This window comes from Pseudomonas sp. C7.1 (assembly GCF_056312395.1).
In genome coordinates, this window is sequence record NZ_JBWDTL010000003.1 from 3,709,586 (window position 1) to 3,722,369 (window position 12,784).

The 12,784-nt window shown below is 60.7% G+C and carries 10 protein-coding genes; 4 read left to right on the top strand and 6 right to left on the bottom strand.

Translation table 11 applies throughout. The features are described 5' to 3' along the window. Positions 1 to 73: 73 nt before the first annotated feature. From AC0T4W_RS20780 to AC0T4W_RS20795, 4 genes are all read right to left on the bottom strand, one after another. Positions 74 to 574 (bottom strand): GNAT family N-acetyltransferase, encoded by a 501-nt coding sequence (locus AC0T4W_RS20780; protein WP_476322242.1) that lies wholly within the window; start codon positions 572 to 574, stop codon positions 74 to 76. Between the two features lie 240 nt (positions 575 to 814). Further along, a complete protein-coding gene (locus AC0T4W_RS20785) occupies positions 815 to 1,237 on the bottom strand; it encodes a DUF1850 domain-containing protein (RefSeq protein ID WP_476322245.1) in 423 nt (140 codons plus the stop codon). After that, positions 1,234 to 3,261 (bottom strand): TRAP transporter permease, encoded by a 2,028-nt coding sequence (locus AC0T4W_RS20790; protein ID WP_476322248.1) that lies wholly within the window; start codon positions 3,259 to 3,261, stop codon positions 1,234 to 1,236. The genes AC0T4W_RS20785 and AC0T4W_RS20790 overlap by 4 nt, the downstream gene beginning before the upstream one ends. 249 nt (positions 3,262 to 3,510) lie before the next feature. Further along, positions 3,511 to 4,464: a TAXI family TRAP transporter solute-binding subunit gene (locus AC0T4W_RS20795; protein WP_476322251.1), complete on the bottom strand. Its 954-nt coding sequence runs from the start codon at positions 4,462 to 4,464 to the stop codon at positions 3,511 to 3,513. Between the two features lie 582 nt (positions 4,465 to 5,046). Here AC0T4W_RS20795 and AC0T4W_RS20800 point away from each other — a divergent pair. Further along, positions 5,047 to 5,274, top strand: coding sequence for a PA3496 family putative envelope integrity protein (locus AC0T4W_RS20800; protein WP_476322254.1), 228 nt, complete (start codon positions 5,047 to 5,049; stop codon positions 5,272 to 5,274). A 60-nt stretch (positions 5,275 to 5,334) separates the two neighbouring features. Here the strand turns inward: AC0T4W_RS20800 and AC0T4W_RS20805 are convergent, their stop codons facing one another. After that, on the bottom strand, positions 5,335 to 7,524 hold the full coding sequence (locus AC0T4W_RS20805; RefSeq protein WP_476322257.1) for a M14 family zinc carboxypeptidase: 2,190 nt from the start codon (positions 7,522 to 7,524) through the stop codon (positions 5,335 to 5,337). Between the two features lie 333 nt (positions 7,525 to 7,857). Between AC0T4W_RS20805 and AC0T4W_RS20810 the strand changes: the two genes are divergently transcribed. Next, a complete protein-coding gene (locus tag AC0T4W_RS20810) occupies positions 7,858 to 8,325 on the top strand; it encodes a hypothetical protein (RefSeq protein ID WP_476322260.1) in 468 nt (155 codons plus the stop codon). Here AC0T4W_RS20810 and AC0T4W_RS20815 read toward each other — a convergent pair. Further along, entirely contained in the window at positions 8,291 to 9,271 is a 981-nt protein-coding gene (locus tag AC0T4W_RS20815; protein WP_476322263.1) for a LysR family transcriptional regulator, read from the bottom strand. The two genes, AC0T4W_RS20810 and AC0T4W_RS20815, sit on opposite strands and share 35 nt — an antisense overlap. Before the next feature lie 189 nt (positions 9,272 to 9,460). On the opposite strand from AC0T4W_RS20815, the gene AC0T4W_RS20820 reads away from it, so the two are divergent. Beyond that, a complete protein-coding gene (locus AC0T4W_RS20820; RefSeq protein WP_476322265.1) occupies positions 9,461 to 10,879 on the top strand; it encodes an acetyl-CoA carboxylase biotin carboxylase subunit in 1,419 nt (472 codons plus the stop codon). 73 nt (positions 10,880 to 10,952) lie between these two features. Then, entirely contained in the window at positions 10,953 to 12,761 is a 1,809-nt protein-coding gene (oadA, locus tag AC0T4W_RS20825; protein WP_476322267.1) for a sodium-extruding oxaloacetate decarboxylase subunit alpha, read from the top strand. The last annotated feature ends 23 nt before the right edge of the window (positions 12,762 to 12,784 follow it).

Consider the following 12,784-nt stretch of genomic DNA (forward strand, 5'->3'; position numbering starts at 1 on the left):
TCACAATCCGCCGCCACCCAGCGTGCATGAGCGACGCCTGTAATAGGTGGGCGACCCTGCAAGCTAGACCCTCTTACGAAGCGCCCGCCTCGACCTCCTCACGATAGATACGCAGACCGCGCGCCTGGTAGTTGGCCAGGGCGCTGGGGTGATCAAGGGTGCAGGTGTGCACCCAGACCTTTGTGGTGCCCTGCCAGGCCCAGGCGGACTGCAGGGCGTGGGTCAGCAGCGGGCCGCCAAAGCCCAGGCCAAAGAAGGCCTCGGCCAAACCGAAATAAAGAATCTCCACCGCATCGTCAGCATCGCGCAGCAACTCGTAGTAACCGGCGATGGCGCCTTGGTGATAAGCCACCCAAGTGCGGTGATTGGGCTGCTCGATCAGCTCGCGCCACTGCGCGTCGCTCCACTCCAGCTTCTCCGTCCACTGCCAGGGGCCTCCGACCAGTTGGTAGAGAAAGCGGTTGAGTGGAAATTGCTTGAGCTGGCATTCGACCACGCTCAGTTCGGCTGGCAGTGGCTTGGCGCGGATCTGCTCGGGGTGCTGCATGTCCAGGTAATAGGTGGTGTAGGTCATCGGCTTCCTGCTTAGGGGGTAGGTTGGGTCGGGCGGCGTTCCGTTGAGGAGCAGAGCGACGAAGCAAGGTAGGTTGGGTTGAGGAGCGCAGCGACGAAGCCCAACAAGTCCAGCCACCCATGTTGGGCTTCGCTGCGCTCAACACCAACCTACACATGAACAAAACCCCCACCGGCTGCGCCAAATGGGGGTTCTCCTCTACAACAACCAGGGCTTGTGGCCCTGGGAGCGAACGCAGCCTTAGCCGTCGTCCTGGCCTGCCGCCGAGGCGGCCGGGGAGCTTTGCTCGCAGCTCCAGAGTTCCAGCGCCGGCTGGGTCGCTTGTGGCGGGCCGAGCCATTCACTCATTGAGTGGCAACGCTGGTTGAAACACAGTTGATAATCCCCTGCCTCGGGGGTTCGCCCCAAACGCAGTGGTTGCAAGGGGGGTAGCTGACGCTGGTAATGCCAGCTGCCCTCGCGCAGTTCGGCGCCGTCTGGAATCTCCATGCCGGCCCCGGAACCCTTGACCCGCGCCTCGCCAAGGAGCAAGCCCTCAGGCGTCACGCGGTAATCCTCTTCCCAACGAATCTTCTCAATCGTGTGCGTCCAGGCCAGGGTGAAGCTGGGCGTGGCCACTTCTGCCCACACCGCGCCCGCCAAACCCAGGCACAGACCGATCACGCCGTGGCCACCTGGGCGCGATGGGCACGCCAGTAGTGCTGGGCGATAAACAGCGCCGCCAGGGCGAAGCCGATCTCATCGCTCATCGGTGTGGCCAGAATCAAACTAGCACCGGCGGCAAAGCCCAGCACTCGCTCCCACCAGCTCAGCTTGGCCTGCAGGTAACCGGTAAACACCACGCCCCAGATGCCGATGGCCAACAGCGCCTTGATCACCACATACAGGGTGGCCAACAGGCTATCGCCTTGCAGCATTAATGCCGGCTCGTACACCGCCATAAACGGCACGACGAAGCCGGCCACGGCGATGCGAATCGCCCACAGGCTAATCTTCAGGCCGCTCTCCTTGGCAATCGGGGCGGCTGCGAAACAGGCCAGCGCCACCGGCGGCGTGAGGTCGGCCATGATGCCGAAATAGAACACGAACATATGCGAGACGATCAGCGGCACGCCCAGCTCCAGCAGCGCCGGCGCGGCAATCGAGCTGGTGATGATGTAGTTAGGAATGGTCGGGATGCCCATGCCGAGCACCAGGCAGGTGAGCATGGTGAGGATCAGCGAAAGGAACAGGTTGTCCTGACCGATGGCGAGGATATAGCCGGCGAAAGTCGAGGCCACCCCGGTCAGCGAGACCACACCGATAATCACCCCGACCAGGGCGCAGGCGATGCCCACCGGTACGGCATGCCGTGCACCTTCCACCAGGGCGTGCAGGCAAATGATCAGCGTGTCGCGCCCGCCTTTGATAAACCAGCACACCGCCACCAGCAGCGCGACCACGCCGAACACCACGCCGATGCCAAGCTGGAAGAAGCCGGCGCAGAGCACGCCCAGGGCGATCCAGAAGGCAAAACGCATGACCTTGGATGACACCCGCAGGATGATCGCCGAACCGAGAATCACGATGGCGGTCAGCGCCAGGCCGACCATCCCGGAGAACAGCGGCGTGCGTCCGGAGAACAGTAGGTAGATCAGGATGAACAGCGGGATCAGCAGGTACCAGCGCTGCTTCACCGCCGCCCAAGGGTTCGGGCATTCCTCTTTCGGCAGGCCGCGCAGGTTGGCGCGCTTAGCTTCCAGGTGAACCATCCAGAACACCGAGCCGAAGTACAGCAGCGCCGGAATCAGCGCGGCCTTGGCCACCTCGAAGAACGGCACATTGATCGTCTCGGCCATGATAAAGGCCACCGCGCCCATGATCGGCGGCATGATCTGGCTGCCCATCGACGAGGTCGCTTCCACCCCGCCGGCAAACGCCGGCTTGTAGCCGAAGCGCTTCATCAGCGGGATGGTGAACTGGCCGGTGGTGACCACGTTGGCCACGCCGGAGCCGGTGATGGTGCCCATCAGCGCTGACGACACCACCGATACCTTGGCCGGGCCGCCGAGCTTGTGACCGAACAAGCCCATGGCGAAATCGGTAAACAGCTTGATCATCCCGGCTTGTTCAAGAAACGCGCCGAACAGGATAAACAGGAAGATATAGGTAGCCGATACATAGGTCGGCGTGCCGTACAGCCCTTCGGTGCCGAAGGCCAACTGGTTAACGATCTGGTCGATGGCATAGCCACGGTGCATCAGGTCGCCCGGCAAGTACTGGCCGAACAAACCGTAGGCCAGAAACAGCGCGCAGATAAAGGGCAAAGCGATGCCCATCACCCGCCGTGCGGCTTCGAACACCAACACGATCAGCACCAGGCCGACGACCATGTCGCTGCTGGTCAGATCACCCGAACGCTGAATCAGATCAGCCTCGAAATACCACTGGTAGAACGCCGTGGCCATGCCGGCCAGGCCCAGTAGCCAGGCCATCGGCTGCCAGGGCTGCTCCTTGCCACGGGCGGGAAAGCAGAGAAACACCACCAGCAGCAGAAAGCCCACATGCACGGCACGCAGAATCTGGCTGGATACCGGGTGGAAGGCCGCAGTGATGATCTGGAAGATGGAAAACAGCAGCGCGACATAAAACAGCGCTGTTGGCCAATCGCTGGGGCTGCCGGCGAGGCCTTGGTTTTGCTCACTCATGAAGGTCACACCCTCGTTACAACGTCGATAGCACAAGAGTCGCCAACAAAACCTGCCGTGACGGGCACGCCGGTTTTATTCGTAGCTCTAAAAATAGGGTGGCCTGGGTAATCCGTAGGATGGGTTGAGCGAAGCGATACCCATGCTGCAAGGTGCTCGCCTCTATCATCGTTCGATGGGTTACGCCGCTGCGCGGCTAACCCATCCTACGAACTCGCACCATCCTACCCGGCCAACCCTTCAATAGCCTTACAGTGCGCCAGCTTCTTTGTAGAAGCGCTCGGCACCCGGATGCAGCGGGATCGGCAGGCCTTTAGCGGCGCCTTCCAGCTTGATGTCCTTGGCCGCCGAGTGGGCGTTGCCCAGGCGCTCAAGGTTGTCAAACATCAGTTTGGTCATCTGATAGGCCACTTCTTCGGATACGCCGTCATGGCTGACCAGAATGTTCTGAATAGCCACGGTCGGCACATCGCTGTCCTGACCGTCATAGGTGCCGGCTGGAATCGAGGCTGCCTGGTAGGCAGCGTTGTCGATCTTCGCGGTGATTTCGGCCGGAATGGCCACGAAGGTGATCGGCAGGGTCGCAGCCAAGTCACGAATCGCCGCCATGCCCAGGCCCGAGGACTGCAGGGTGGCATCCAGCTGACGGTTCTTGATCAGCTCAACCGACTCGGCGTACGGCAGAAACTCGACCTTGCCCATGTCTTCATAGCTCAGACCAGCGGCCTTGAAGATGGCGCGGGCGTTGAGCTCGGTGCCGGATTTCGGCGCGCCAACGGAGATGCGCTTGCCCTTTAGATCAGCCAGGGTGGCGATGCCGGATTCCTTGCTGGCGACAATCTGGATGTAGTTGGGGTAGGTGCCGGCGATGGCCCGCAGCTTTTTCAGTGGGGCCTTGAAGCCGGCGTCTTCCACGCCGTTCCAGGCATCGGCGACCGAGTCACCGAGGGCGAAGGCCAGCTCGCCGCGACCGGCCTCCAGCAAGTTGAGGTTTTCCACCGAGGCCTTGGTGGCTTGTACCGAGGTCTTCGAACCATCAATACCGGTGCTGTACAGCTGCGACAGGCCCACACCAATCGGGTAGTACACACCGCTGGTGCCACCGGTCAGCACGTTGATAAAGGTCGGGGCGGCGAGTACCGCAGTGCTTGCGGTAAAGGCTGCGGCAGCAGCAAACAGGCTGAAACGTTTGGTCATTCGCATGGAAGAATCTCCGTCGTTGTTATGGATTTATGCAGAGGTTTTCACTGTAGACGCTGCACGCCACACCGGCGGCGATGCAGCGCCGGAACTAACGCAAGGGCGAAAAGGAGCAGAGGCTCACGCGCAGCCTGAGCCGAGCGCACAAGAGATGGGCGTTTGATGCCGGACGCGACAGGCGCGCAGGTGCTGCGGGGCAGTACATGGGGTTCACCTCTTGTCTTTCTTATAGATGGCGAGGCAATCGAGTGCCTGGCTGACAAGAGCTATAGCAGATGCCGTGCCAGCGAAAGAAAAGCCCGCGCTAGAGCGGTTCGCTGCGCTAGACGGCCATCTGGCACGCCGTAACAAGCGGAAATCCGCCACTGCAAAAACCTGAATAAGCGAAATTCCGCCGATAACATCACCTGTAGCCCAGATAAACGCAGCGCAATCCGGGGGCTGCGATCCCGGATTGCGCCAGGGCTTATTCGGGCTACGACGTTGTGCGGCTGGATTCATCGCCCCGTTATCGCGCGGCCATCAAAGCGTCATATCCAGAGCAGATGCTGGTACTCCCCTTATTCAGCTTGGGAGTTGCACCCTATGTCTGGCTATCTGGATAAACCGCAGTCTCACGAAAACAGCGACGCCAAGACCCGGCGCAAGCTGCTGGACCAGCGTCGTATGGAATACCGCCGCGCGATTGAAAGCTATGCCGAGCAGCGTCAGCTGCAGCATGAGTTGATCGATTTTCCGGAGTTGATCGCGACCAGCTACCTGCACAGTCTGCAGGCGGGGTCTAAGAAAGGCGCGACAGCGTCGGCGCGCTGAATACGCGAGGGTTGGAAGCGAGCCTGGAGCCGTTTTACCACGGCCCCAGGCTGCTAGGCCTTACTCGATATTGACGGTGTAATCCTCCACTTCACCGTAATTGAAGGTGCCGCACGGCACGGGCGCGGTGTTGTAGCGCATGGCTACGCGCATACGGGTTTTCCCGGTAGCGGCGCCTGCGGGGATCACCAGGTTGCCATTCACTACCGTGCTGAGCGCGCGCGCGGAGGTGAACAGTTCCTCACCTGCGTCGGTGAAGTCGCCGTCTTTATTCAGGTCGACCCATACCTTCCAGTACTCGTTGTACGTCGAGCCGGCAAACTGCGGCGTCAGGCGCAGGCTGTTACTGCCCCGCTGCAGGTTTACCACCTGGCCAATGCGCGGTTCGGTGAAGTCGCTGTAGGTGCTGGCGCCTGAGCTGCGGGTGAAGCTGCCGAAGCTGACCTGGCTGATCCACTCTTCGTTGGCATTGCCGCTGGCCGCGCTGCAGTAGTTCGGCTGCGGCGTGCCGCTGCCGATCACCAGAAATGCTGCCGAGACCGCGCCCCAGGTGCCGGATGCATCCCGCGCGCGGACATACACGGTGTGCTTGCCAGGCTGCAGCCCGGTGGTGGCGATGCTGCCGCTCAGGCCTTCGGTCTTGCCGTTGAAGCTGCCGTCCAGAGGCTGCAAGGGCATGGCCTGAGCGCCAGATTCCCAGGGCGCCTTATCAATGTAGTACTCGGCAGCGGTGACATTCTGCGTGGGCTCGGTGCCATTGCGGGTGCTGAAGCGCAGGTCACTTGCAGTCGCACTCAGGGTCACCAGGGTGCCGGCCGGTACACCGCTGGAGGCATTGCCACTCAGTGCAAGGTTGCTGATGTCTGGGCCGCCTGGAGTGATGTAGGGCGTACGAACAACCTTGGCCGCGTAGATCAGTGCGGGCAGGTTTTTCGGTTTGATGGTGTTCTGGTAGACCGTGCAGCTTTGGAAGAACTGCGTGCCCAGTTCGAAGGTGTAGGCGGCAACACCCAGTTCGCCATAGCTAATGCCATCGCTGGTGCCATCGGTTGGATAGAGGCCGATTGACTGCTGCGGCGCGTAGCCATTGAACAGGGCGAACTTGCGCCCCAGGGTTTGCAGCGCGGTGCCATTGGGCGCCGCCTGGCTGGTATCGCCCCACGGCCACAGCACCAGTTCGCTGTAACTGTGGATATCCAGGTGGATACCGCTGGTGTCGCTTGGCGCTGCATCATTTTTGCCGGGGCCGCGACGATCTGGCCAGAGGCTGCGCACATAAGCTTCCAGGGTCTGGATTTCCGGTTCGGAGCCCGCGCTGGGGCCACGGTAAGTGTCATTACAGGCGTTGCCGCTGGAGCCTTGGCCGTTGGTGCTGTTCCAGCCGAAGGTGAAGTTGCGGTTGAGGTCGGCGCCACGGCTGTTGCTGTTGGCGCCGCAGTAGTTCTGGTTGGCATTTTTGCGCCAGGACAGGCCGGTTTCGGCCTTCTTGCGGCCGTCCGGATTGGTTTGCAGCATCAAGTGGACCTCGTGGTGATCGAGAATCCAGGTGGCGTCAGCATCGGTGCCGTAGCCGTTGACCAGCCAGCGGGCGAAATCCAGGACCAGCGGTGCGGTGGTGTATTCGCGGGCATGAATTGCGCTGTTGATAAACAGCTTGGGTTTAGTGCCGGTGATGGCTTTGTTGGTCAGCTTGAGCACGCCAATGTCGTGTCCGCCCTGGCCGTTGAGCTTTTCCCAGGTCTGGCCAACCAGCAGCCATTCGGCAATACCCGGAAACTGGCTGGCCATGCCGCTGGCCACGCTGTAAGTGCTTTCCAGGGTTTCATAGCAGGCGTAGCCGGGGATGCTGGCCAGGCTTACGTCACTCATCGCCGTTGCGCTTTTCAGGCTGCGCTGTTGCAGGCGGTTCTGGATCAGGGTGAGGATTTCATTGCGCTTGGCAATAAACGCGGTGGCCGGTTCGAAGGTAAAGCCGAAGACCGCGAGTTTTTCCTGCTCTTCCTCGGTCAGCTCCATGATCAGGTAACCCTGTTCATAGTGTGATTCAAGCAACTGACCGTGGAAGCTGATGGCCGCTTTACGGGCAAGGTCTTCGTTGGGGAAAAATGCCTTGTACACCTGGTTGGCGGCTTTTTCCTGCTCCAGCAGCATAAAGTCTTCTTGGGGGTGGGCCTGCGCCTGAACCGTGCTGAGCATGCAGAGTGCGGTGATGCTGGCACTGATGGCGAGGGTTAACTTCCGCTTTCTCATTCGCGAGATTCCTATCCTTCACTTATTGTTTATCCGCCCCTGGTAAGGAGCGGTGTGTGTTTTTTTGCCCCCTTGTGGAGGGCGAGGGATGTTTGGCAGTGGAAGCTCTTGATGCCGAATGCGTTGGCGCTACTGCATACCCCTTAAACATCTTGTTATGAGAGGCCGGCCGATCTGGTACAAGAGTGCAAAGGAACTTAGAAGGCACTTTGCACGCTGTCAATTTCTTCGTAGATCGCTGTCGTTTTTCGTATTTTCACGACATATAGCCGACACGATGTCCGCGAAAATGATGGCTACTGGCTACATGTCGAAACCGCAAGGGAGGGGTTTATGCAAGGAATCAACGGGTTGCGTATTGGCATTTTGCTGATGGCCTTCGGCCTGACTGTGGGCTGTGCTTCAGGCGAAGTTCAGCCGCTCGGCGCCGATAAGACGCAGGCAATGGCGAGCGAGTGGGCACAGTTGCGTCAGTCTCAGGGGCATTTTGCCGGAGGCGAGTGGCGCCAGGATCTGGATGCCTGGCAAGGCCGTAAGCACCAGCTGATGCAGGCGTTGGCCGCCGAGGTGTTGGCTGCGCGCAGCGATACACCGGCTGTGCTGGCGCTGCTGGGCGAGCCGGATGCCAAGGTCACGATCAATCAGGCGGACTACGCCGACTGGCAGCGCCGCACGGATTGGCAGGGCAATCCAGGGCCGCTGCTGTGGAGCTATCACTGGCGCGGCGAGCATGATCAGTTACTGGTGGCCTTCAATGAAGGGCGGGTCAATGCGGTGGGCTGGTTGTATGCCTGGGAGTAACGTCGCCGATTGGTTCGGCAAAGCGTTCAGCCAGGGCGTTGATCAGGCTGCGTTGATCGCGCACGAAAGCGAAAAACGCCTGGGCCACCGGTGACAGGTATTTGCCGCGCGGGTGCACCAGGCACCAGCTGCGCAGTAACGGCAGCTCACTAACCGGCAGTTCGCGCAGGGCGCCGCACTCCAGCTCGCGGCGCACGGCGTGGCGTGGCAGTAACGCCAGGCCAAGGCCGGCGATGACCCCTTCGCACTGGCCTTCCATGGAGCCGACTTCCAACGTCTGGGCGAAGTGCCCGCGTTTCTGGTGGCAATACTCCTCGCAGGCCTGGCGTGTGCCGGAGCCGGCTTCGCGGATCAGCAGCGGAAAGGCGGTGAGGTCTTGCAGGCTCAGTGGGCCTCGCATGCACAGCGGGTGATCGGGCGGCGCTACGGCGATGATCGGGTTATTCAGGAAGGGCAAAAACTCCAGGTTCATGTCAGTCGGCACCCGCGACATGATCAGTAGGTCATCACGGTTGGCGTTCAGCCGCTTGAGCGCCTGGGTGTGATTGGTGACCACCAGCTGTAAGTTGACTTCCGGGTATTGCTGGCGAAAAGCGGCGAACAGGTGCGGAACGAAGTACTTAGCGCTGGATTCTATGGCCAGGCTCAGCTGCCCCTGCAGTGAGCCCTGCAGATCGCCCAGCTGCATGTCGAGGCTTTCCAGGCGGCCGAAAATATCCGCGCTGGCGTGCTGCAATAGATCGGCGGCCTCGGTCAGGTAGAGTTTTTTGCCGACGTAATCAAACAGTGGCTGGCCGATCAGCTCCTCCAGCTGACGAATCTGCAGGCTCACCGCCGGTTGAGTCAGGGCCATTTCCTCTGCAGCGCGGCTATAGGAAAGGTGGCTGCACACCGAGCGGAATACTTGAAGCTGACGAAATGTCATACGCAGCAATGACTTACGCACGATTTACACCTGTGTGGCAGAGTCGATCAAGCTCAACTATAAGCTTTAGCTAATGCCTAACCCAATAATTATTGATTTTGGTTAATCACCAAGCCGGCGTAGCGTGGGCGCCTGACCGCTACATGACGTACGGTCACACGTCGACCGGTGTTATCGGTTGCCTGCTCACGTGATCGAGGATGCTGGCTCGTGATCAAGAAAATCCTGATAGCCAATCGCGGTGAGATTGCCGTACGCATCGTACGAGCATGTGCCGAAATGGGCATTCGTTCGGTGGCGGTGTATTCCGATGCCGACCGCCACGCCCTGCACGTCAAACGTGCCGATGAGGCCCATGGTATTGGTGCCGATCCGCTGGCCGGCTATTTGAACCCGCGCAAGCTGGTCAATCTGGCGGTGGAAACCGGCTGCGATGCATTGCATCCCGGTTATGGCTTTCTCTCGGAAAACGCCGAACTGGCGGACATCTGCGTCGAACGTGGGATCAAGTTTATCGGCCCGTCGGCGGAAGTGATCCGCCGCATGGGCGACAAGACTGAGGCGCGGCGCAGCATGATTGCTGCCGGCGTGCCCTGCACCCCAGGCACCGAAGGCAACGTGGCAGATATCGCCGAGGCGCTGCGCGAAGGCGACCGCATCGGCTACCCGGTGATGCTCAAGGCCACCAACGGCGGTGGCGGGCGTGGTATCCGCCGCTGCAACAGCCGCGATGAGTTGGAGCAGGCCTACCCGCGAGTGATTTCCGAGGCGACCAAGGCCTTCGGCCGCGCCGAGGTATTTCTGGAAAAATGCATCGTCAATCCCAAGCACATCGAAGCGCAGATCCTCGCCGACAGCTTCGGCAACACCGTGCACCTGTTCGAGCGCGATTGCTCGATCCAGCGCCGCAATCAGAAGCTGATTGAAATCGCCCCCAGCCCGCAGCTGACCCCTGAACAGCGCGCCTATATCGGTGACCTGTCGGTGCGCGCGGCCAAGGCCGTGGGTTACGAGAACGCTGGCACCGTGGAGTTCCTGCTGGCCGAGGATGGCGAGCTGTACTTTATGGAGATGAACACTCGGGTGCAGGTGGAACACACCATCACCGAGGAAATCACCGGTATCGACATTGTTCGTGAGCAGATCCGCATCGCCTCTGGGCTTGAGCTGTCGGTCAAGCAGGAAGACATCATTCACCGTGGCTTCGCCCTGCAGTTCCGCATCAACGCCGAGGACCCGAAGAACAACTTCCTGCCCTCGTTCGGCAAGATCACCCGTTACTACGCCCCCGGCGGCCCCGGTGTGCGCACCGACACGGCGATCTACACCGGCTACACCATTCCGCCCTACTACGACTCCATGTGCCTGAAGCTGGTGGTCTGGGCGCTGACCTGGGAAGAGGCGATGGATCGCGGCCTGCGTGCCCTGGATGACATGCGCGTGCAGGGTGTGAAAACAACCGCCGCCTATTACCAGGAAATTCTGCGCAACCCGGAATTTCGCAGCGGCCAGTTCAACACCAGTTTCGTCGAGTCGCACCCGGAATTGACCGAGTACTCAATCAAGCGCAACCCGTCGCACCTGGCCATCGCCATCGCCACCGCCATTGCTGCCCACGCCGGCCTTTAACGAATCGTAGCCTGGATGAAATCCGGGAAGCTGCGGCCCCGGATTGCATCCGGGCTACAGGAGAGCAGAGAACATGAGCAAAAAAATCACCGTTACCGACACCATCCTGCGTGATGCCCATCAGTCGATCATCGCCACGCGCATGCGCCTGGACGACATGCTGCCGATCTGCGGCAAGCTCGATAAAGTCGGCTACTGGTCGCTGGAAGTCTGGGGCGGTGCGACCTTCGATGCCTGTGTGCGCTTCCTCAAGGAAGATCCCTGGGAGCGTCTGCGTAAACTCAAGGCCGGCCTGCCTAACACCCGCTTGCAGATGCTCCTGCGCGGGCAGAACCTGCTCGGTTATCGCCACTACAGCGATGACGTGGTGCGCGCCTTTGTCGCCAAGGCAGCGGTCAATGGCATCGACGTGTTCCGCATCTTCGATGCGATGAACGATGTGCGAAACCTGCGTGTGTCCATCGAAGCGGTGAAAGCCGCCGGCAAACATGCCCAGGGCACTATTGCCTACACCACCAGCCCGGTGCACACCGTCGAGGCGTTCGTAAAGCAGGCTAAGGCCATGCAGGCCATGGGCATCGACTCCATCGCGATCAAGGACATGGCCGGACTGCTGACGCCCTACGCAACCGCTGATCTGGTCAAGGCATTGAAGGCCGAAGTCGACCTGCCGGTGTTTATCCATAGCCACGACACCGCCGGCATGGGCTCGATGTGCCAGCTCAAGGCGATTGAAGCTGGCGCCGACCATATCGACACCGCCATTTCCAGCTTCGCCTGGGGCACCAGCCATCCGGGTACTGAGTCCATGGTCGCCGCCCTCAAAGGCAGCCCTTATGACACCGGCCTGGACCTGGCGCTGATCCAGGAGATCGGTCTGTACTTCCACGCCGTACGCAAGAAGTACCACCAGTTCGAGAGCGAATTCACCGCCGTGGATACCCGCGTACAGGTCAATCAGGTGCCGGGCGGGATGATGTCCAACCTGGCCAACCAGCTCAAAGAGCAGGGCGCGCTGAATCGCATCAATGAAGTGTTTGCGGAAATCCCTCGGGTGCGCGAAGACCTCGGCTTCCCGCCGCTGGTCACCCCGACCTCGCAGATAGTCGGCACCCAGGCAGTGTTCAACGTGCTCGCCGGCGAGCGTTACAAAACCATCACCAACGAGGTCAAGCTGTACCTGCAAGGCCGCTACGGCCTGGCGCCTGGCAAGGTCAACGAACAACTGCGCAAGCAGGCGATTGGTAGCGAAGAAGTGATTGAAGGGCGTCCGGCTGACCTGATCAAGCCGGAAATGGCCAAACTGCGTGAAGAAATCGGCAGCCTGGCGAAATCCGAAGAAGACGTGCTGACCTACGCCATGTTCCCCGACATCGGGCGCAAGTTCCTCGAAGAGCGCGCCGCCGGCACCCTGACCCCGGAAGTGCTGCTGCCGATTCCCGAAGTTGGCGGCGTCGCTGCGGCGGGCGGTGAAGGTGTGCCGACCGAGTTTGTGGTGGACGTGCACGGCGAAAGCTATCGCGTCGACATCACCGGTGTCGGCGTGAAGAGCGACGGCAAGCGCCACTTCTACCTGTCCATCGACGGCATGCCGGAAGAAGTGGTGTTTGAGCCGCTGAATGATTTCGTTGCGGGCAGCGGTAGCAAGCGCAAACAGGCCAGCGCACCGGGCGATGTCAGCACCAGCATGCCGGGCAATATCGTCGATGTGCTGGTTAAGGTCGGCGACGCGGTCAAGGCCGGCCAGGCCGTGCTGATCAGCGAAGCGATGAAGATGGAAACCGAAGTGCAGGCACCGATTGCCGGTACCGTAACAGCGGTACATGTGACCAAAGGCGACCGGGTCAATCCGGGTGATGTACTGGTGGAAATCGAAGGTTAACCTCGGAAGCCCCGGCTGTTTGA

What these genes read in the sequence shown, in the direction of transcription:
- oadA (WP_476322267.1), top strand. Translation starts at nt 10,953, where the DNA reads ATGAGCAAAAAAATCACCGTTACCGACACCATCCTGCGTGATGCCCAT.
- AC0T4W_RS20810 (WP_476322260.1), top strand. Translation starts at nt 7,858, where the DNA reads ATGCAAGGAATCAACGGGTTGCGTATTGGCATTTTGCTGATGGCCTTC.
- AC0T4W_RS20795 (WP_476322251.1), bottom strand. Translation starts at nt 4,464, where the DNA reads ATGCGAATGACCAAACGTTTCAGCCTGTTTGCTGCTGCCGCAGCCTTT.
- AC0T4W_RS20800 (WP_476322254.1), top strand. Translation starts at nt 5,047, where the DNA reads ATGTCTGGCTATCTGGATAAACCGCAGTCTCACGAAAACAGCGACGCC.
- AC0T4W_RS20805 (WP_476322257.1), bottom strand. Translation starts at nt 7,524, where the DNA reads ATGAGAAAGCGGAAGTTAACCCTCGCCATCAGTGCCAGCATCACCGCA.
- AC0T4W_RS20780 (WP_476322242.1), bottom strand. Translation starts at nt 574, where the DNA reads ATGACCTACACCACCTATTACCTGGACATGCAGCACCCCGAGCAGATC.
- AC0T4W_RS20790 (WP_476322248.1), bottom strand. Translation starts at nt 3,261, where the DNA reads ATGAGTGAGCAAAACCAAGGCCTCGCCGGCAGCCCCAGCGATTGGCCA.